22 protein-coding genes and 1 pseudogene are annotated in these 18,187 nt (G+C 67.2%); 18 read left to right on the forward strand and 5 right to left on the reverse strand.

Annotation, left to right across the window (positions count from 1 at the left end):
* Nucleotides 1-594 carry a TetR/AcrR family transcriptional regulator gene (locus JO236_RS16915; RefSeq protein WP_293332695.1) on the forward strand — a complete coding sequence of 198 codons (594 nt, stop codon included), beginning with the start codon at nucleotides 1-3 and terminating at the stop codon, nucleotides 592-594.
* 12 nt (nucleotides 595-606) lie between these two features.
* On the opposite strand, the gene JO236_RS16920 is transcribed toward JO236_RS16915, so the two are convergent.
* Nucleotides 607-1,491 carry a D-alanyl-D-alanine carboxypeptidase family protein gene (locus JO236_RS16920; RefSeq protein ID WP_293332698.1) on the reverse strand — a complete coding sequence of 295 codons (885 nt, stop codon included), beginning with the start codon at nucleotides 1,489-1,491 and terminating at the stop codon, nucleotides 607-609.
* A gap of 73 nt (nucleotides 1,492-1,564) precedes the next feature.
* Between JO236_RS16920 and JO236_RS16925 the strand changes: the two genes are divergently transcribed.
* The 5 genes from JO236_RS16925 to trmD all read left to right on the forward strand — a co-directional run bounded on the left by JO236_RS16925 (nucleotide 1,565) and on the right by trmD (nucleotide 4,243).
* On the forward strand, nucleotides 1,565-1,984 hold the full coding sequence (locus JO236_RS16925; RefSeq protein WP_293333191.1) for a nuclear transport factor 2 family protein: 420 nt from the start codon (nucleotides 1,565-1,567) through the stop codon (nucleotides 1,982-1,984).
* Nucleotides 1,985-2,223: 239 nt separating this feature from the next.
* A complete protein-coding gene (rpsP, locus tag JO236_RS16930; protein ID WP_293332701.1) occupies nucleotides 2,224-2,763 on the forward strand; it encodes a 30S ribosomal protein S16 in 540 nt (179 codons plus the stop codon).
* Nucleotides 2,763-3,005 (forward strand): RNA-binding protein, encoded by a 243-nt coding sequence (locus JO236_RS16935; protein WP_003878715.1) that lies wholly within the window; start codon nucleotides 2,763-2,765, stop codon nucleotides 3,003-3,005. Before rpsP ends, JO236_RS16935 begins: the two co-directional genes overlap by 1 nt.
* A gap of 15 nt (nucleotides 3,006-3,020) precedes the next feature.
* Complete coding sequence (gene rimM, locus JO236_RS16940) at nucleotides 3,021-3,542, forward strand: ribosome maturation factor RimM (protein ID WP_293332704.1); 522 nt, start codon at nucleotides 3,021-3,023, stop codon at nucleotides 3,540-3,542.
* 2 nt (nucleotides 3,543-3,544) lie between these two features.
* Nucleotides 3,545-4,243, forward strand: a complete 699-nt coding sequence (trmD, locus tag JO236_RS16945) for a tRNA (guanosine(37)-N1)-methyltransferase TrmD (protein ID WP_293332707.1) — start codon at nucleotides 3,545-3,547, stop codon at nucleotides 4,241-4,243.
* Here the strand turns inward: trmD and JO236_RS16950 are convergent.
* Nucleotides 4,240-5,223 (reverse strand): hypothetical protein, encoded by a 984-nt coding sequence (locus tag JO236_RS16950; RefSeq protein WP_293332710.1) that lies wholly within the window; start codon nucleotides 5,221-5,223, stop codon nucleotides 4,240-4,242. The two genes, trmD and JO236_RS16950, sit on opposite strands and share 4 nt — an antisense overlap.
* Nucleotides 5,224-5,562: 339 nt before the next feature.
* Between JO236_RS16950 and rplS the strand changes: the two genes are divergently transcribed.
* The 4 genes from rplS (at nucleotide 5,563) to JO236_RS16970 (ending at nucleotide 7,994) form a co-directional block, all read left to right on the forward strand.
* Complete coding sequence (gene rplS, locus JO236_RS16955) at nucleotides 5,563-5,904, forward strand: 50S ribosomal protein L19 (RefSeq protein ID WP_012393605.1); 342 nt, start codon at nucleotides 5,563-5,565, stop codon at nucleotides 5,902-5,904.
* A 66-nt stretch (nucleotides 5,905-5,970) separates the two neighbouring features.
* Entirely contained in the window at nucleotides 5,971-6,894 is a 924-nt protein-coding gene (gene lepB, locus JO236_RS16960; protein ID WP_293332730.1) for a signal peptidase I, read from the forward strand.
* A 13-nt stretch (nucleotides 6,895-6,907) separates the two neighbouring features.
* Complete coding sequence (locus JO236_RS16965) at nucleotides 6,908-7,627, forward strand: ribonuclease HII (protein ID WP_293332733.1); 720 nt, start codon at nucleotides 6,908-6,910, stop codon at nucleotides 7,625-7,627.
* Between the two features lie 61 nt (nucleotides 7,628-7,688).
* Nucleotides 7,689-7,994, forward strand: a complete 306-nt coding sequence (locus JO236_RS16970; protein WP_012393608.1) for a DUF2469 domain-containing protein — start codon at nucleotides 7,689-7,691, stop codon at nucleotides 7,992-7,994.
* Here the strand turns inward: JO236_RS16970 and JO236_RS16975 are convergent, their stop codons facing one another.
* Nucleotides 7,995-8,744 (reverse strand): GAF and ANTAR domain-containing protein, encoded by a 750-nt coding sequence (locus tag JO236_RS16975; protein WP_293333194.1) that lies wholly within the window; start codon nucleotides 8,742-8,744, stop codon nucleotides 7,995-7,997.
* A gap of 336 nt (nucleotides 8,745-9,080) precedes the next feature.
* On the opposite strand from JO236_RS16975, the gene fdhD reads away from it, so the two are divergent.
* Nucleotides 9,081-9,902, forward strand: coding sequence for a formate dehydrogenase accessory sulfurtransferase FdhD (gene fdhD / locus JO236_RS16980; RefSeq protein WP_293332817.1), 822 nt, complete (start codon nucleotides 9,081-9,083; stop codon nucleotides 9,900-9,902).
* Nucleotides 9,903-9,928: 26 nt separating this feature from the next.
* Here the strand turns inward: fdhD and JO236_RS16985 are convergent, their stop codons facing one another.
* Nucleotides 9,929-10,255, reverse strand: a complete 327-nt coding sequence (locus JO236_RS16985) for a hypothetical protein (protein WP_293332820.1) — start codon at nucleotides 10,253-10,255, stop codon at nucleotides 9,929-9,931.
* A 173-nt stretch (nucleotides 10,256-10,428) separates the two neighbouring features.
* Between JO236_RS16985 and JO236_RS16990 the strand changes: the two genes are divergently transcribed.
* From JO236_RS16990 to JO236_RS17015, 6 genes are read left to right on the forward strand one after another with little or no spacing between them, the layout of a single operon-like run.
* The gene (locus JO236_RS16990; protein ID WP_293332823.1) at nucleotides 10,429-10,806 is read left to right on the forward strand and encodes a YraN family protein; all 378 of its coding nucleotides are present in this window, start codon (nucleotides 10,429-10,431) and stop codon (nucleotides 10,804-10,806) included.
* Nucleotides 10,806-12,317, forward strand: coding sequence for a YifB family Mg chelatase-like AAA ATPase (locus tag JO236_RS16995; protein WP_293332826.1), 1,512 nt, complete (start codon nucleotides 10,806-10,808; stop codon nucleotides 12,315-12,317). The genes JO236_RS16990 and JO236_RS16995 overlap by 1 nt, the downstream gene beginning before the upstream one ends.
* A complete protein-coding gene (gene dprA, locus JO236_RS17000; RefSeq protein WP_293332829.1) occupies nucleotides 12,314-13,489 on the forward strand; it encodes a DNA-processing protein DprA in 1,176 nt (391 codons plus the stop codon). The genes JO236_RS16995 and dprA overlap by 4 nt, the downstream gene beginning before the upstream one ends.
* A 32-nt stretch (nucleotides 13,490-13,521) precedes the next feature.
* Nucleotides 13,522-14,370, forward strand: a complete 849-nt coding sequence (locus JO236_RS17005) for a siderophore-interacting protein (protein WP_293332832.1) — start codon at nucleotides 13,522-13,524, stop codon at nucleotides 14,368-14,370.
* A 12-nt stretch (nucleotides 14,371-14,382) separates the two neighbouring features.
* On the forward strand, nucleotides 14,383-15,543 hold the full coding sequence (locus JO236_RS17010; RefSeq protein ID WP_293332835.1) for a lactate 2-monooxygenase: 1,161 nt from the start codon (nucleotides 14,383-14,385) through the stop codon (nucleotides 15,541-15,543).
* Between the two features lie 33 nt (nucleotides 15,544-15,576).
* Complete coding sequence (locus JO236_RS17015; protein WP_293332838.1) at nucleotides 15,577-16,497, forward strand: tyrosine recombinase XerC; 921 nt, start codon at nucleotides 15,577-15,579, stop codon at nucleotides 16,495-16,497.
* Nucleotides 16,498-16,580: 83 nt separating this feature from the next.
* On the opposite strand, the pseudogene JO236_RS17020 reads toward JO236_RS17015, so the two are convergent.
* Nucleotides 16,581-17,080: pseudogene (locus JO236_RS17020) on the reverse strand (M23 family metallopeptidase); the annotation flags it as partial.
* 256 nt (nucleotides 17,081-17,336) lie between these two features.
* Here JO236_RS17020 and rpsB point away from each other — a divergent pair.
* Nucleotides 17,337-18,176 (forward strand): 30S ribosomal protein S2, encoded by an 840-nt coding sequence (gene rpsB, locus JO236_RS17025; protein ID WP_293332841.1) that lies wholly within the window; start codon nucleotides 17,337-17,339, stop codon nucleotides 18,174-18,176.
* Nucleotides 18,177-18,187 lie beyond the last annotated feature (11 nt).

Raw genomic sequence — 18,187 nt, forward strand, 5'->3', positions numbered from 1 at the left:
ATGGCCAGGACCCAGCAGCAACGCCGCGAGGAAACCATCGGGCGGCTGCTCGACGCGAGCATCGCCACGATCGTCGAGATCGGATACGCGCGGGCATCCGCCGCCGTGATCGCCAAGCGGGCGGGGGTGTCGGTGGGCGCCCTGTTCCGGCACTTCGAAACGATGGGCGATTTTATGGCCGCGACGGCGTCGGAGGTGCTGCGTCGTCAACTGGAGACGTTAACCGAGCAGGTCGCCGAGATACCGGCCGACCAGCGGGCGCTGGAAGCGGCACTGGCAATCGTGCGGGACATCACCAGCGCCCCGACCAACGCCGTGCTCTACGAGTTGATGATCGCCGCACGCACCGACGAGAAGCTCAAGGCCACGTTGCAGCACGAACTCGGCCAGTACGCCGCGAAGATCCACGACACCGCGCGGGCGCTGCCCGGGGCCGAAAGCTTTCCCGCGGAGACATTTCCGGTCCTGGTGACGCTGTTGACCAACGTGTTTGACGGGGCCGCGATCGTGGAAGAGGTGCTGCCACAGCCCGACATCGCGGACAAGCGCATCCCGGTGCTGACGGCGCTGCTCACCGCGGCGCTGCCGAACTGAGCTGCGGCGCTCTCAGAGCATGCCGATGCTGGACTGCGGATTGAGCGCGAAACCCCAGTCGAACAAACTGCCGGCCTGGTCCCAATACGTGGGCCCGCCCGCCTTCACCAGCCCGTACATCATCGCGATGACCAACCGGCGGCCGCCGCGGGCCGCGGCGCCCACGAACGTCTTGCGGGCGGCATCGGTGAACCCGGTCTTGCCGCCGATCGCGCCGGGATAGCGCTGCAACAACTCGTCCTGGTTAACGATCGGTTGATCACCGCTATCGGTCGGGAACATCGCCGACGGCGTCACGGTGATCTGGGCGAACACCGGGTTGGCCATCGCGGCGCGGAAGATGACCGCCAGATCGTGCGCCGTCGAAGCCCCGGAACCGCCCGGCCCGTCCAGCCCCGACGGGGTTGCCGCGTGCGTGCTCACCGCGCCCAGCGACGCGGCCTTGGCGTTCATCTTGTCCACCGCGGCATCCTGGCCGCCCAGCAGGTGCGCCAGCGTGTTGGCGGCGTCATTGCCCGACACCAGCAGCAGGGCGGTGAGCAGTTGGCGCGCGGTGTACGTGTGACCCGGCTTGACGCCGGCGCAGTTGCACTCGACCTGGGTGTCGGCGACGTCGGCGACGACGGTCGAGTCCAGGTTCAGCTCGTCGAGCACCACCAGCGCCAGCAACACCTTAATTGTGCTCGCGGGCGGGTGAACCACGTTCTGGTCACGGCCCGCCAACACCTGGCCGCTGTCGAGGTCGGCGACGATCCAGGTTTGCGCCGGACCGTCGGGGATGGGCACCGAGCCGGCCGGTTGCATGCTGTCGGCCCAGGAAGTGGCGGACGTCCCGAGACCGGTCCCCGCACCGATCAAACAGAGAAGAGCAGCGATTGCGACGATGAGCTTTCGCATGGGCGCAGAGTTTAACTTCCAGGGCACCCGGACGCCTATTCGTGGTTGTGCGACCGCGGTGTTGAATCGAAGCATGTTGAGCCTCGCCGAAGTTTCCGACCGGTTGGAAATCCAGCAGCTGCTGGTGGACTACTCGACCGCCATTGACCAGCGCCGATTTGACGACCTCGACAATGTGTTCACCCCGGACGCGTACATCGACTACCGCGCGATGGGCGGCATCGACGGCCAGTACCCGGAGGTCAAGAAATGGCTGTCGGAGGTGTTGCCGAACTTTCCGGTGTACGCGCACATGCTGGGCAATTTCTCGGTGCGCATCGATGGGGACACCGCCTCGTCGCGGGTGATCTGTTTCAACCCGATGGTGCTCGGTGGCGAAAAAAACCAGGTGCTGTTCTGCGGGCTGTGGTACGACGACGAGTTCGTCCGCACCCCGCAGGGTTGGCGGATGACCCGCCGCGTCGAAACCAAGACCTTCCAGAAGGTGATGTAGGCGCGCTCGCGATCACCACGGGGCCTGATGGTGGTGACCCGCTTCGCCCGGCTGCGCCGCGCTCGCGATCACCACGAATTTCCGCGGCAACGCCATGTTCTGGCACAATGGGCGGCTGTCCGCCGCGCGGCCACGGTTTTTTTGGGGCTCGGTGGTCACTACACGCGAGGCAAAACCGGACCCGGGCATTCCGCCTGGCTCGCTGAATTGCAGCGTGACACACAGGAGAACGCTTAACCATGGCTGTGAAGATCAAGCTCACCCGGCTTGGCAAGATCCGCAATCCCCAGTACCGAATCGCCGTCGCCGACTCGCGCACCCGCCGCGACGGCCGCTCCATCGAGATCATCGGTCGTTACCATCCGAAGGAAGAGCCCAGCCTCATAGAGATCAACTCGGAGCGCGCGCAGTATTGGCTCTCCGTGGGAGCTCAGCCCACCGAGCCCGTGCTCAAGCTGCTGAAGGTCACCGGCGACTGGCAGAAGTTCAAGGGCTTGCCCGGCGCCGAGGGCACCCTGAAGGTCAAGCCCGCCAAGCCCAGCAAGCTCGAGCTGTTTAACGCCGCGCTGGCCGAGGCCGACGGCGGACCCACCACCGAAGCCGCCAAGCCGAAGAAGAAGGCGCCGGCCAAGAAGGCCGCCAAAGCCGCCGAACCCGCCAAGGCCGCCGAGCCCGCTGACGAGGCTCCCGCCGCCAGCGCCGAGGCCGAACCGCCGGCCGCCGCGCCCGCCGCGGCCGCCGAGCCGGCCGAGTCCGCTGAGCCCGCCCAGGAGAGCTGATGAGTACCGTCGTCGTCGACGCCGTCGAGCACTTGGTCCGGGGGATCGTCGACAACCCCGACGACGTGCGCGTGGACATGGTGACCAGCCGGCGTGGCCGGACCGTCGAAGTGCATGTCCATCCCGACGATCTGGGCAAGGTGATCGGTCGCGGCGGACGCACCGCGACCGCGTTGCGCACGCTGGTTGCCGGTATCGGTGGCCGCGGGATCCGCGTCGACGTGGTGGACACCGACCAGTAAGTGCGTGGAGCTCTGATGGAGCTGACAGTCGGGCGTGTCGTACGAGCGCACGGCATCAACGGCGAGGTTGTCGTCGAGATCCGCACCGACGATCCCGCGGGCCGGTTTGCGCCGGGTACTACGCTGTGCGCCAAGGCCTCTCGCGGTAGGGGCAGGGATGGCCGTTATGTCATCGAGGATGTGCGCGAACATGGCGGCCGACTGCTGGTCCGGTTGGCAGGAGTGGCCGACCGCGAGGCCGCGGATGTGTTGCGCGGCAGCCTGTTCGTCATTGACTCCGACGACCTGCCGCCGATCGACGAGCCCGACACATACTACGACCACCAGTTGGAGGGTCTTCGGGTTCGCACGGCGGCCGGCCGGGACCTCGGCGTCGTCGCCGAGGTGCTGCACACCGCGGCGGGTGAATTGTTATCGGTCAAGCGCGATTCCGGCGAGTTGCTGGTGCCGTTCGTCGGCGCGATCGTCACGTCGGTGTCGCTGGACGACGGCATGATCGAGATCGATCCGCCCGACGGCCTGCTGGATCTGAGTTAGTCGTGCTTATCGACGTCATCACGATCTTCCCGGGCTACCTCGAGCCATTGCGACAATCGCTGCCGGGCAAGGCGATTGCCTCGGGTCTGGTGGATCTGCGGGTGCACGATCTGCGACGGTGGACCCACGACGTGCACCGTTCGGTGGACGATGCGCCCTACGGCGGTGGGCCGGGGATGGTGATGAAAGCCCCGGTGTGGGGTGAGGCGCTGGACGAAATCTGTTCGGATGAAACACTTTTGATCGTTCCGACCCCGGCCGGTGCGCTGTTCACCCAGGCGACAGCGCAGCGCTGGACCACCGAGAGCCACCTGGCCTTCGCCTGCGGTCGCTACGAGGGCATCGACCAACGCGTCGTCGAGGACGCTGCCCGGCGGATGCGCGTGCAAGAGGTCTCGATCGGCGACTACGTACTGCCGGGCGGAGAGTCGGCGGCCGTGGTGATGATCGAGGCCATGCTGCGGCTGCTGGACGGAGTTTTGGGCAATCCCGCGTCGCATCAGGATGATTCGCATTCGCCGGCCCTGCACCGGCTGCTGGAGGGCCCCAGCTACACCCGTCCGCCGAGCTGGCGTGGCCTGGACGTCCCGGAGGTGCTGCTCTCCGGTGACCACGCGCGGATTGCCGCCTGGCGTCGCGAGGTTTCGCTACAGCGCACGCGGGATCGCCGGCCCGATCTGGCCCCCGACGCGCCGGGCTAGATGCGGCCCTCGGGAAATATCGTCTTGACGGCCTGAGTGATCGTCTGTCGGGCGCTGGCGTCGTCGGCCGTCTGCAGCGATTGGACCACCATGATGTAGCGGTGGTCCGAGCCGATCACGCCGGTGGACAGATGCATCCAGGCGCTGCCAACACAGCACATCCAGCCTTGCTTGACCGCGACCGGCTCGGCGTACAGCCCGTCGGGGATGCCGAACCGCTGCGGATAGCCGTCGTCCCCGTTTGGCGTGGATTGGGCCAGGTCGTCGAAGATGATCCCGGCCCGCTCCGGCGGGAGACCGCCCGACCCGTTGAGCAGCATGTCGTAATAGCGGATCAGGTCGGGCACCGAGCTCAAGGTGTTCCACCAGCGCCCGTCGTTGGGTGGCGTGGTGGCCGCCAATCCGTAGCGGCTCGCGACCTGGGTAATAATGGCGTCGCCGCCGCCCTGATCCCAGAATCTCTCGGCGGCGCCGTCGTCGGACGACTGCAACATGATGTCCAGCGCTCCGCGATCCTCGGCGGACAGCGTGAACTTGCCCTCGGATTCGTGTAGCAGCAGATCGTCGGCGATAAAGAGTTTGGCCACAGAGGCCGTGCCGATGATCTGGGTGTTGCCGTTGGAGACCAGCTGGTGGGTGGCACGGTCGAGAACGGCTACCGAGAGCGTGGCACCGCTGGCGGCGGCCTCGTCGGTGGCCCGCTGGATCCGGTCCTGGACCCCGGTGAGCCCCGGGTTCGGCATCGCCGCGGGCGCACCGGTTGGCGAGATGGCCCGCAGCAGCAGTTCAACGGGCTGAGGTTGCGCTTGGGTTTGGGTTTGGGCCTGCGCTTGGATTGGGGGTTGGTACCAGCTGTAGTTATGTGCCGTCGTTGCTGCCTTCGCCGAAACCTTTGCGGCCAGGTTTGTCTCGCCGCCCGCAACGACCACCAACGTCACCGCCACCGTTGCGGTGAGCAGCGTCAGCGGCCGTGCCCGCATGCCTGTCCTCCGATACTTCCTCGACATCACGAACGTGTCGGGGGACGACTGCAACCGGCGCAAATTGACCCCGTTCATATGTACCATTCACCAGCGGATTTGGCGCGCCGCGAACCACCCCGATTTCCTGTGATTTTCACTGCAAGAGGGGTGTCTGGCACAATTGACCAGTTGTCTCCACAGGCTGGCCACGGCGGTCTCTGCTCCACCCAAGGGCCGGGTTAGTTCCCGCCAGCTGCGAGATGCACCCGCAAAGCCCGAACCATCGGCTCGGTGACTGCCGCGCGTCCGCGTGTCGGCTGCTGCCGCCGACCACGACCCGCAAGGAAGTGCTCTCCAATGAACAGGCTGGACTTCGTCGACCAGGCGTCGCTGCGCGACGACATCCCGGCCTTCAGCCCGGGTGACACTATCAACGTGCACGTCAAGGTCATCGAGGGCGCCAAAGAGCGCATCCAGGTGTTCAAGGGCGTGGTGATCCGCAGGCAGGGCGGCGGGATCCGCGAGACGTTCACGGTGCGCAAGGAGAGCTACGGCGTGGGTGTCGAACGAACCTTCCCGGTGCATTCGCCCAACATCGACCATATCGAGGTGGTGACCCGTGGCGATGTCCGTCGCGCCAAGCTTTACTACCTGCGTGAGCTTCGAGGCAAGAAAGCCAAGATCAAGGAAAAGCGCTGAGCGGGCACGCCTTCGCGGCAGCGCTCGCGTCGCGGACGCGCCGACCGCGCTGGCTACGCTGATCCTGTGACCGAAACCCCCGACTCCTCGCCCCGGCCGGCGCAGCCTGAACCTGGGGCCCTGCCCGACGCCGGCCAGGCGGAGCCCCAGGTCTCTACTCGCAACCCTGACGCGCCCGACGCGCTCCCCGAGAACGCCCGGGCCGACGGTGACGACGAGACGGCCGAAGCCGCCGAGAGTGACGACGCCGAGCCCGCGAAGCGCTCGGCGCTGCGGGAACTGGCGATCCTGGCGGCGATCGCGATAGTCCTCTACTACCTGATGTTGACCTTCGTGGCTCGCCCGTACCTGATCCCGTCGGAATCCATGGAACCCACGCTGCACGGATGCACCGGCTGCGTCGGCGACCGCATCATGGTGGACAAACTCACCTACCGGTTCGGCTCACCCCAACCCGGCGACGTGATCGTCTTCAAGGGGCCGCCGAACTGGAACACCGGATACAAGTCGATCCGCTCGCCCAATCCCGCCGTGCGGTGGGTGCAGAACGCGCTCTCGTTCGTCGGATTCGTGCCTCCCGACGAGAACGATCTGGTCAAGCGCGTCATCGCGGTGGGAGGACAGACGGTGCAGTGCCGGGCCGACACCGGCTTGACTGTCAACGGCAAGCCGCTCAAGGAGCCTTTTCTGAATCCCGCCACCATGATGGCCGACCCTGCCGTCTACCCATGTCTGGGCAGCGAGTTCGGGCCGATCACCGTCCCGCCCGGACGCCTGTGGGTGATGGGCGACAACCGAACCCACTCGGCGGACTCGCGCGCCCACTGCACGAGCACCCCCGCCGACGCGCTGAAGGGCCTGCTGTGCACCGGCGATCCCACGGCGGGGACCATTCCGGTGTCCAATGTCATCGGCAAGGCCAGGTTCATCGTGTGGCCGCCGTCGCGATGGGGTGGCGTGGGTTCGGTGAACCCCCAGCAGGGTCAGTAGCCGTGGCTCGGATATGACCCGGACCTGGCCCCCGCGAACGGTGATCCGCAAGTCCTCCGGATTGCGCACCCTGGAGTCAGCGCTGCAGCGCAACGGTCTGGGGCCGGTGGCCGGGGTGGACGAGGTGGGCCGTGGCGCGTGCGCGGGTCCGCTGGTGGTAGCCGCCTGCGTGCTGGGCCCGAATCGGCTGGAAAGTCTTGCTGCCCTTGATGATTCGAAAAAGCTCACCGAGAAGGCACGAGAGCGGCTGTTCCCGTTGATCCGGCGCTACGCGCTGGCCTACCACGTGGTGTTCATACCGTCGGTCGAGGTCGACCGGCGCGGTGTGCACATCGCCAACATCGAAGGCATGCGGCGCGCGGTCGCCGGCCTCCCGGTACGGCCCGGGTACGTGTTGAGCGACGGCTTTCGCGTGCCGGGCCTGCCGATGCCGTCGCTGCCGGTGATCAGCGGCGACGCGGCGGCCGCCTGCATTGCCGCGGCCAGTGTGCTGGCCAAAGTCAGCCGCGACCGGTTGATGGTCGCAATGGACGCCGAGCACCCGGGCTACGGTTTCGCCGAGCACAAGGGCTACTGCACGGCCGCGCATAGCAAGGCATTGGCCCGGCTGGGACCCTGCCCCCAGCACCGGTATTCGTTCATCAACGTGCGTCGGGTCGCTAGCGGGTCCGGCACGCGGGTGGTGGCCGAGTTCAAACCCGGCTATCCGGGCGAGCGGGCCGAAATCTTGTGAGGGAAGATGGGGCGGGGCTGGATTCAAGGCAGGATTCGCAGCGAGAAGGACGTCTGAGCAGATGAGTGCGGAAGATCTCGAAAAGTACGAAACCGAGATGGAGCTCTCGCTGTACCGCGAATACAAGGACATCGTCGGCCAGTTCAGCTACGTGGTAGAAACCGAGCGGCGCTTTTATCTGGCAAACAGTGTCGAGATGGTGCCGCGCAACGCTGATGGCGAGGTGTACTTCGAGTTGCGGCTCGCTGATGCCTGGGTTTGGGATATGTACCGGCCGGCCCGGTTCGTCAAGCAGGTGCGGGTGGTCACCTTCAAGGACGTCAACATCGAAGAGGTCGAAAAGCCGGAGCTACGCCTGCCGGAGTGATTAATCCTCGCCGTCGAACGTGAGCTGTCCGCGTTGCGTGATCACCTTGCGCGCCACGTCGGAGAGCTTGATGTTCAGATCCTGCGAGTATCGCCGCAGCACGTCGAATGCTTCTTCCTCGGAAATGTCATTGAGCAGCATCAACATGCCCACGGCCTTACCGATTTCGCGGTTGCTCAATAGGCCCCGCCGCAGGGTGGCGGCGTCCTCGCCCTGCCCGATCGCGTTAATCGCCACGCTCGCGAACGACGCCAGCACGGTCGCCTGGCCCGCGGACTCGGCGTTGAAAGCTTTGGGAGTGTCGCTGAACAGGTCGAGCGCCCCGGTGACCTGGCGATCGACCATCAACCGGAATCCCATGGCTCCCCGCACCGGCGTCTCCTCTACCAGGCGGGACGCCAGTTTGGGCCAGAGTGAGGGCGTGGTCAGGTCGGCGTCGATCTGCGGGGTTTCGTCCTCGATGGCGTCGATGCAGGGCCCGTCGCCGGCGGCGCGTTCCATGTCGTCGATGTGTTGGGCGATCCGGTCACTGGCGCCGACGGTGATGTAGCGGCCGTCGCGGCGCACCAGCAGGCTGGCGTGATCACAGCCCGAAACCACCAGGGTCGCCGCGACGCAGATGGCGGCGTACACCTCCGAGGGGTCGGAGCCCTGGTAGATGATCTCCGCGAGAGCGGCGAATACGGTCGCGGGGTCAACGGTCACCGGCTGCGGTGACGCTGCACCGGAACCGGCGTTCACCTCGTCCACTTGATCCCTCACTCGACCCACATTCAACAGAAGTCCAAAGATATACCGCACGCCCACGCCACCATGGCTGGCCTGCGGCCGGCAACCGCGCGTCGACCGTCCACGTCTTGCTGCGGCTGTGCCGCGGCGACCCGGTTCTGGAGTGCCATCGGCATGTCCACCATAGGTGCTGACGTTCGTGCAGATGATGGGTTCCCGACAGATAGCCAGGGGGACCGGCGGGATTAGCGATCCCTCCGTTTCGGGGTTAGCGCAGCGCGGCTGGTGTGTAAAGTCTGGGGGTGAACGAGCGATGGGGCCTGTGGTGGCTCAGCATTCAACGGCGATAAGGACCGAGTGGGTCGCGTAACGGCACGTCGGCGGGTGCGTCATCTGACCGCCGAGCAAGCGGTCACCCGGCCGGAGACACTGGCCGTCGAGGAACCGCTCGAGATTCGCGTAAACGGGACCGCCGTCACGGTGACCATGCGCACTCCTGGCTCGGATTTCGAACTCGCGCAAGGCTTTCTGCTCACCGAAGGGGTGATCACCGATCATGGCGACGTTCAAGCCGTGCGCTACTGCGGCGGGCGCGACCCTGACGGCGTCAACACCTACAACGTTCTCGACGTGACCCTGGCACCCGGCGTCATGGCGCCCGAGCTGGACGTGACGCGTAACTTCTACACCACCTCGTCGTGCGGGATCTGCGGCAAGGCATCGTTGGATGCGGTGCGGCTGATCAGCCGGTTCTCACCCGGCGACGATCCCGTCACCGTCGCTGCCGCCGCGCTCAAGGCGATGCCCCGCCAACTTCGCAGTGCGCAAAAGGTTTTCGCGAGCACTGGTGGGCTGCACGCTGCGGCGCTGTTCGACCGCGGCGGAACGATGCTGGCGGTGCGTGAAGACATCGGCCGGCACAACGCGGTGGACAAGGTCATCGGCTGGGCGTATGAGCATCACCGGATACCGCTCGGCGGGACGGTGCTGCTGGTCAGCGGGCGGGCGTCGTTCGAGCTGACCCAGAAGGCTCTGCTGGCCGGCATACCGGTGCTGGCCGCCGTGTCCGCGCCGTCGTCGCTGGCAGTGTCGCTGGCAGAAGAATCTGGGATAACCCTCGTGGCGTTCCTGCGGGGAGACTCGATGAACGTCTACAGCAGGCCGGACCGCATCACGTAGCCGAGCGCGCCAGAAACGGCGGGGGGCTACTCACGGCGAGTGCGGTAGGCGCCCCACAGAACGTAAGCGCCCAGCGCGCCCACAATGCCTCCCAGGACCATCCCCGCTACCGGAGCACCGATCCCCTTCTTCTCGTTTTTCATCTCGGTGTAGGACTTGCTGGTAGTTGACCCGTTGCTCGTGATCTGGCAGTAGTCACCGGGACTCATGACTTCGTTGTGGCATTTGACGGCCGAATTCGGGCCGGCGACCAGGCTCTGCACCGAGGCGCCGATGATGCCAAGACCGACAAGCAACAAAACACCGCCCAGCACTAGCACACCGACGTTTTTCCGTGGCCCTGTTGCGGTCATGGCGACCAGTCTCCACCCGACGGCCGCCAGGATGGAGCGGAAACGGACAAATCGATGTCTCTGCAACCATCAGGCTGTGGATAGCCGGTCGACTGTGGATAACTAGGCATCGGGGAGGCGGTGCGCCGTCCGCTGCACCTGGTCCTGTCGGGGACGCCCTGCAGAGTGACCGCATGACGACCACACAGACACTGACTCGGGTCCAGCTGGGAGCAATGGGCGAGGCACTCGCCGTGGATCACCTGACCCGGATGGGGTTGCGGATCTTGAGCCGCAACTGGCGTTGCCGCTACGGCGAACTCGATGTGATCGCCTCCGACGAGGCCACCCGCACGGTGGTATTCGTGGAGGTTAAGACCCGCACCGGCGACGGCTACGGCGGCCTGGCACAGGCGGTCAATGCGCGTAAGGTGCGCCGGTTGCGCCGCCTGGCCGGGCTCTGGCTGGCCGGCCAGGACGAACATTGGGCCGCGCTGCGAATCGACGTCATCGGGGTGCGGATCGGGCGCCGTCGTACCCCAGAGATCATCCACCTGCAGGGCGTCGGCTGATGGCGCTGGGACGGGCGTTTTCGGTCGCGGTGCGCGGATTGGACGGCACGATCGTGGAAATCGAGGCCGACATCACCTCCGGGCTGCCCGGCGTGCACCTGGTGGGTCTGCCCGACGCCGCCCTGCAGGAATCCCGCGATCGGGTGCGGGCGGCGGTCTCCAACTGCGGCAACAGCTGGCCGATGGCGCGGCTGACGCTCGCGCTGTCACCGGCGACGTTGCCGAAGATGGGATCGGTCTACGACATCGCGTTGGCCGCCGCGGTGCTGTCCGCGCAGCGGAAGAGCCCGTGGCACCGGCTGGAAAAGACGGTGTTGTTGGGCGAGCTGTCGCTGGACGGCCGGGTCAGGCCGGTGCGCGGCGTGCTGCCCGCCGTGCTGGCCGCCAAGCGCGACGGTTGGCCGGCGGTCGTTGTGCCCGCGGACAACTTGGCCGAGGCCAGCCTGGTCGACGGCATCGACGTGTGGGGTGTTCGCACCTTGGGGCAGCTGCAGAGTTGGCTGAATGGATCGGCCGGCCTGGACGACAGGATCGCCGCGGTCCCCACTAGCGATGAGGCCTTGGCGGATCTGGCCGACGTGGTGGGGCAGTCGCAAGCGCGTTTTGCTGTCGAGGTGGCTGCCGCCGGTTCGCACCACCTGATGTTGACCGGCCCGCCGGGCGTGGGCAAAACGATGTTGGCACAACGGCTTCCGGGACTGCTGCCGTCGCTGACGGACCGTGAGTCGCTGGAGGTCACCGCGATCCACTCGGTGGCCGGCCTGCTCTCGGGAGACATGCCCTTGATCACCAGGCCGCCCTTCGTTGCCCCCCATCACAGTTCGAGCGTCGCCGCGCTCGTCGGCGGGGGTTCGGGCATGGCCCGTCCGGGTGCCGTCAGCCGGGCGCACCGTGGAGTTCTGTTTCTCGACGAGTGTGCGGAGATCAGTGTCAGTGCGCTGGAGGCGTTGCGAACACCGTTGGAGGACGGGGAAATTCGGCTGGCCCGCCGCGACGGCGTGGCATGCTACCCGGCTCGGTTCCAGCTGGTGTTGGCGGCCAACCTGTGCCCGTGTGCGCCCGCCGATCCGCAGGACTGCATCTGCGCGGCGGTCGTCAAGCGACGCTATCTCGGGAAGCTGTCGGGACCGCTGATGGATCGGGTCGATCTGCGGGTGCAGATGCATCAGGTGCGAGCGGGAGCGTTCTCGACCGCGGACGGCGAGTCGACAGCACAGGTGCGCCATCGGGTGACGATGGCGCGGGACGCGGCCGCCCAACGTTGGCGATCCCACGGATTCCATACCAACGCCGAGGTCAGCGGGTCGCTGCTGCGGCGAAAATTCCGTCCCAGTAACGCGGCGATGAAACCGTTGCGTACCGCCCTGGACCGCGGCCTGCTCAGCATCCGTGGCGTGGACCGCACCCTGCGCGTCGCATGGAGCTTGGCCGATCTGGCCGGCCGCGTCTCGCCCGGGCTGGACGAAGTGGCCACCGCGCTAAGCTTCCGGCAACCGGGGGCCCGCCGATGAGCGCGGGCGACGATCAGACATTGCGGGCTTGGGCCTACCTGTCATGGGTCGCCGAGCCGCCCTGCGCGGAACTGGCTGCACTGGTGGACTGTGTGGGTCCGCTCGAGGCGGCCGAGCGGGTCCGGCGCGGGATGGTCGACGCGGAGCTGGTGCGCCACACCGAGGCCAGGCGAGAAATAGACCGGGCCGCAACGGATCTCGACTTGGTCGCGCGCCGCGGTGGACGTTTGATCACGCGTGACGACGACGAGTGGCCGGCGTTGGCCTTCACCGCATTTGGCGGTGCCGGGGCCCGGACACGCGGCTCTGCGCCGATGGTCGCGCCAATGGTGTTGTGGGCCATGGGGCCCGCCCGTGTCGACGAGGTGTCGCGGCGCGCGGCCGCAGTGGTCGGAACGCGGGCGGCGACCACATATGGCGAACATATGGCGGCCGATCTCGCGGCTGGACTGGCCGAGCGTGATGTCGCGGTGGTCTCGGGTGGCGCCTATGGCATCGACGGCGCGGCTCATCGCGCCGCGCTGGCCGCCGACGGGATCACCGTGGCCGTTCTTGCGGGCGGCCTTGACATCCTTTATCCCGCCGGGCATTCCGCGCTGCTGCATCGTATCGGCCAACACGGATTGTTGTTCACCGAATACCCACCGGGTGTGCGTCCCGCCCGCTACCGCTTCCTGACCCGAAACCGTCTGGTGGCCGCCGTCGCGGGGGCAGCGGTGGTGGTCGAGGCCGGCCTGCGCAGCGGCGCGGCGAATACCGCCGCTTGGGCGCGGGCGCTGGGCCGGGTGGTGGCCGCGGTACCCGGACCCGTGACGTCGTCGGCGTCGGCTGGTTGTCACACCCTGTTGCGCAGCGGCGCGGAGTTGGTCACCCGCGCCGACGAGATCGTCGAGTTGGTCGGCCGCGTAGGCGAATTGGCAGCCCAGGAGCCCACGCCCAGCACCGCATTGGACGGGCTGAGTGCTGCCGAGCGTCAGGTGTACGAGGCACTGCCGGGCCGCGGTGCCGTTACGGTCGACGAGGTTGCCATCGCGTCCGGGTTGGTGTCAGAACAGGTGCTGGGACCGTTGGCGATGCTCGAGGTGGCCGGATTGACAGAGCGGCATGACGGCCGTTGGCGCATCGTGCGTGCCGGTCCCGACCAGGCCAAAACAACGAGCCGGCTCGTATAGTCGACTGGGTTCGATGCTGGACAGGAGGACAAGTGGCGGGTCGACCACTACAAACCTTTGAAGTCGTCGGTACCCGACAGATCGCGCCACACATGGTCCGGGTGCGGCTCGGCGGCAGCGGCTTCGACACGTTCGTCCCCTGTGAGTTCACCGACTCCTATGTGAAGTTGGTATTCGTCGACGACGACGTCGACGTGGCCGCACTGCCGCGGCCGCTGACGATCGACAGCTTTGCCGAGCTACCGCCGGGGCAGCGGCCGTCGGTGCGGACCATCACCGTTCGCCGCGTCGACACCGACGCCCGAGAGATCCACCTGGACATCGTCACGCACGGTGACCACGGGGTGGCCGGTCAGTGGGCCGCCGCGGCCCAACCGGGCCAACCGACCTATTTGATGGGCCCAAGCGGAGCGTATAACCCTGACCCCGCCGCGGACTGGCATCTGCTGGCGGGCGACGAATCCGCGCTCCCGGCCATCGCCGTCGCGCTGGAGGCATTGCCCGCCAACGCAATTGGCAAGGTTTTCATCGAAATCGCCGGCCCGGACGACGAGATTGCGCTGACCGCACCTGAATCGGTCGAGGTGAACTGGGTGTATCGCGGCGGCCGCGCCGACCTGGTTCCGGAGGACCGAGCCGGTGATTTCGCGCCGCTGATCGAGGCGGTCACCACCGCGCAGTGGCTGCCGGGGCAGGTGCACGCGTTCATCCATGGTGAGGCGCAAACCGTGATGCACAACCTGCGGCCCTACATCCGCAAAGAGCGCAATGTGGACGCGAAATGGGCGTCATCGATCTCTGGTTACTGGCGGCGTGGGCGCACCGAAGAGACGTTCCGCCAGTGGAAAAGAGAACTTGCAGAGGCTGAGGCCGCAACGTAGTAGGGGTGTGACGTGGCATTCGGCGATTACCAGAACGAGATCTACCTGCAGGGATTGGCGGGGGTAGTCCCGTCGTGGCCGATGACCTTCGCGGAGTTGGAGGCCCGGGCCGCGCAGGTCCTGCCGCCGTCGGTGTGGTCCTACGTCGCCGGGGGAGCCGGCGACGAGCGCACCCAGCGGGCCAACCGCGAGGCCTTCGACCGGTGGGGCCTGATGCCGCGCATGTTCGTCGGCGCCCTGCAGCGCGACCCGACCGTCGAATTGTTCGGTCTGAGACTGCCGTCCCCGCTGTTCATGGCACCGATCGGCGTCATCGGCCTGTGTGCGCAGGACGGCCACGGTGACCTGGCCACTGCCCGCGCGGCGGCCCGCACCGGTGTGCCGATGGTGACGTCGACGCTGACGGTCGACCCGCTCGAAGACCTGGCCGGCGAGTTCGGCGACACCCCGGGCTTTTTCCAGCTGTACACGCCGACCGACCGTGAGCTGGCCGCCAGCCTGGTGCACCGCGCGGAGACGGCCGGTTACAAGGGAATCGTCGTGACCCTGGACACCTGGGTCACCGGCTGGCGGCCGCGAGACCTGAGCACGGCGAACTTCCCGCAGCTGCGTGGGCACTGCCTGGCCAACTACTTCAGCGATCCGGTGTTTCGCGACAGCCTGCCGCGCCCGCCGGAGGAGGACCCTCAGGGCGCCACATTGCGCTGGGTACAGGTCTTCGGAAACCCCCTGACCTGGGATGACCTCGGCTGGCTACGGTCGCTGACCACGCTGCCGCTGCTCATCAAGGGCATCTGCCATCCCGACGACGTCCGCCGTGCCAAGGACGGCGGCGTGGACGGTATCTACTGTTCCAACCACGGTGGGCGGCAGGCCAACGGCGGGCTGCCCGCGCTGGACTGCCTGCCCGGAGTGGTCGAGGCCGCCGACGGCATGCCGGTGCTGTTCGACTCGGGGATCCGCAGCGGCGCCGACGTCATCAAGGCGCTCGCGCTCGGGGCGACCGCCGTCGGTGTCGGCCGCCCCTATGCCTACGGACTGGCGCTGGGCGGCGTCGACGGCCTCGTGCATGTGCTGCGGATGATCCTCGCTGAGGCGGACCTGATCATGGCGGTCGACGGCTACCCCACGCTCAAAGATCTCACCCCGGACACGCTTCGGCGCGTCGGCTGATCGACATCCCGCCGCACCTGCGACCGTGGGGAAATGGCGGCCGACAGACCAGGCGACGGCGAGGCGATCCTCGAGGAATTTGACGACTTCCTGGCGCTGCAATGCGGTCGCTCGGCGCACACCCGGCGCGCATACCTGGGTGATCTGCGCTCGCTGTTCGCGTTCCTCGCCGAACGTGGACAGGGGCTGGGCTCGCTGAGCCTGCCCGTCCTGCGGTCTTGGCTGGCCGCGGCCGCCGGTGCGGGGGCCGCCCGCACCACGCTGGCGCGCCGCACTTCCGCGGTCAAGGCATTCACCGCGTGGGCGGTGCGGTGCGGCGTGCTGGCCACCGACCCCGCCGATCGGCTGCAGGTACCCAAGGCGCATCGCAGGTTGCCGGCTGTGCTGCGCCAGGATCAAGCGCTGGACGCCATGGCGGCCGCGAAATCCGGTGCGCAGCAAGGTGATCCGCTGGCCCTACGCGACCGGCTGATCGTCGAGTTGTTGTACGCCACCGGGATTCGGGTCAGCGAGCTGTGCGGGCTGGACGTCGACGATATCGACGCCGGGCATCGGCTATTGCGAGTGCTCGGGAAGGGCAACAAGCAACGCACCGCGCCGTACGGTCGGCCCGCGGCCGAGGCGCTGCACGCCTGGTTGACCGACGGCCGCCCTGCGCTGGTCACCCCGGAGTCCGGGCCGGCGCTGCTGCTGGGCACCCGCGGCCGGCGCCTCGACGTGCGCCAGGCGCGCACGGTGGTGCATCAGACCGTCGCCGCGGTCGACGGCGCGCCCGACATGGGGCCGCACGGGTTGCGGCACAGCGCGGCCACCCATCTACTCGAAGGTGGTGCCGACCTGCGGGTCGTGCAGGAACTGCTCGGCCACGCCAGCCTGGCCACCACCCAGCTGTACACCCACGTCGCGGTCTCCCGCCTGCGGGCGGTGCACGATCAGGCCCATCCGCGGGCCTAGTTACCCGCGAGCAGCCGCAAAAGCACCCATTTCCTGCCGAAATAAGTGCTTTTGCGTCTGCTCGCGAGGCGAAATCAGCCGTACAGAGGCTTGAGCCGGATCGGCGTGGACTTCAGCAGGCCCAGCGGATTGACGTACTCGGCGCGCGACGCCGGACCCCACATCGCTCCCCAATGCAGACACGCCGCGGCCGCGCAGCCGGGATGTCCGGCCACCAACTCGCCGATCACGCTCTGTGCCCTCACCAGTTGGCCGACCCGGACGCCCGCCCGGACCGGCTCATAGCTGGTGTGCAGGCCGCCCGGATGGGCCAGCGAAACGACCGGACGTCCGGCCAGCAGCCCGGCGAACACCACGGTCGCATCGCCCGCGGCGTACACGGGCTGACCTGCGGCGCCGGCCAGGTCCACGCCGCGGTGGCCCGGGTTCCAATTCGGCGCCGGCGCGTCGAATCCCCGCACGACGGCAGGGCGCGGCCGCAACGGCCAGTCCAGGCGCGCGTCCTCGGCGACGCCGGCGCCGACACAAGACACGCCCCGCAGAGACCCCCGAGAACCCCGAGGACCCAAGCCACCCGTCGCATCCGTTCAGTTGAGCGTCACGTCGACGGCCGGGCCAGTCACCAAGACGTGTTCTGTGGACGATGGCGTGTAAGCTTTTCGTCGCAGCTCGTATTTGCGAGTTGACTTCGCGCGCCTGCACCGCGGCCCCGCATTTTAGGGATCCGCAACCAGCTGCCGAGCGGTCCCGCCTTGACAAGCGGGTTCGGCATCCCAGCAGACGCCAGGGCCCGGCTTCACCCGATGCCGGCGAACAACCGATAAAAGTAAGGCACCCGCATGGCCGTAGTAACCATGAAGCAGCTGCTTGACAGCGGCACCCACTTCGGGCATCAGACCCGTCGCTGGAATCCCAAAATGAAGCGGTTTATCTTCACCGACCGCAATGGCATCTACATCATCGACCTGCAGCAGACGCTGACCTTCATCGACAAGGCGTACGAGTTCGTCAAAGAGACGGTCGCCCACGGTGGCAGCGTGCTGTTCGTCGGAACCAAGAAGCAGGCCCAGGAGTCGGTTGCGGCCGAAGCGATCCGCGTCGGCATGCCCTACGTGAACCAGCGCTGGCTGGGCGGCATGCTGACCAATTTCTCCACGGTGCACAAGCGGCTGCAGCGCCTCAAGGAGCTCGAGGCCATGGAGCAGACCGGCGGCTTCGAGGGCCGCACCAAGAAAGAGATTCTGGGCTTGACCCGCGAGAAGAACAAGCTGGAGCGCAGCCTGGGCGGTATCCGTGACATGGCCAAGGTGCCGTCGGCGATCTGGGTCGTGGACACCAACAAGGAGCACATCGCCGTCGGCGAGGCCCGCAAGCTGGGCATCCCGGTCATCGCGATCCTGGACACCAACTGCGACCCCGACGAGGTCGACTACCCCATCCCGGGCAACGACGACGCGATTCGCTCGGCCGCCCTGCTAACCAAAGTGATCGCCTCCGCCGTCGCCGAGGGCCTTCAGGCCCGCGCCGGCCTGGGTCGCGGGGACGGTAAGCCAGAAGCCGAATCCGCCGAGCCGCTCGCCGAATGGGAGCAGGAGCTGCTGGCCTCGGCTACGGCATCTGCGGCCCCGGCCGAACAAGCCGCCGCTGTCGCAGCTGAATCAACCACAGATGCATCCTAGGAAAGGCTGAG

The organism is Mycobacterium sp. (assembly GCF_019247635.1).
Lineage (GTDB): Bacteria > Actinomycetota > Actinomycetes > Mycobacteriales > Mycobacteriaceae > Mycobacterium.

Excerpts from the sequence above, each read along its gene's own strand:
- rpsP (WP_293332701.1), top strand. The coding sequence starts at position 2,224 with ATGGCTGTGAAGATCAAGCTCACCCGGCTTGGCAAGATCCGCAATCCC.
- JO236_RS16990 (WP_293332823.1), top strand. The coding sequence starts at position 10,429 with ATGACGACCACACAGACACTGACTCGGGTCCAGCTGGGAGCAATGGGC.
- dprA (WP_293332829.1), top strand. The coding sequence starts at position 12,314 with ATGAGCGCGGGCGACGATCAGACATTGCGGGCTTGGGCCTACCTGTCA.
- rimM (WP_293332704.1), top strand. The coding sequence starts at position 3,021 with ATGGAGCTGACAGTCGGGCGTGTCGTACGAGCGCACGGCATCAACGGC.
- JO236_RS16950 (WP_293332710.1), bottom strand. The coding sequence starts at position 5,223 with ATGCGGGCACGGCCGCTGACGCTGCTCACCGCAACGGTGGCGGTGACG.
- JO236_RS16935 (WP_003878715.1), top strand. The coding sequence starts at position 2,763 with ATGAGTACCGTCGTCGTCGACGCCGTCGAGCACTTGGTCCGGGGGATC.
- JO236_RS17015 (WP_293332838.1), top strand. The coding sequence starts at position 15,577 with ATGGCGGCCGACAGACCAGGCGACGGCGAGGCGATCCTCGAGGAATTT.
- JO236_RS16920 (WP_293332698.1), bottom strand. The coding sequence starts at position 1,491 with ATGCGAAAGCTCATCGTCGCAATCGCTGCTCTTCTCTGTTTGATCGGT.
- JO236_RS16925 (WP_293333191.1), top strand. The coding sequence starts at position 1,565 with ATGTTGAGCCTCGCCGAAGTTTCCGACCGGTTGGAAATCCAGCAGCTG.
- JO236_RS16970 (WP_012393608.1), top strand. The coding sequence starts at position 7,689 with ATGAGTGCGGAAGATCTCGAAAAGTACGAAACCGAGATGGAGCTCTCG.
- JO236_RS16995 (WP_293332826.1), top strand. The coding sequence starts at position 10,806 with ATGGCGCTGGGACGGGCGTTTTCGGTCGCGGTGCGCGGATTGGACGGC.
- rplS (WP_012393605.1), top strand. The coding sequence starts at position 5,563 with ATGAACAGGCTGGACTTCGTCGACCAGGCGTCGCTGCGCGACGACATC.
- JO236_RS16915 (WP_293332695.1), top strand. The coding sequence starts at position 1 with ATGGCCAGGACCCAGCAGCAACGCCGCGAGGAAACCATCGGGCGGCTG.
- JO236_RS16965 (WP_293332733.1), top strand. The coding sequence starts at position 6,908 with ATGACCCGGACCTGGCCCCCGCGAACGGTGATCCGCAAGTCCTCCGGA.
- JO236_RS16985 (WP_293332820.1), bottom strand. The coding sequence starts at position 10,255 with ATGACCGCAACAGGGCCACGGAAAAACGTCGGTGTGCTAGTGCTGGGC.
- rpsB (WP_293332841.1), top strand. The coding sequence starts at position 17,337 with ATGGCCGTAGTAACCATGAAGCAGCTGCTTGACAGCGGCACCCACTTC.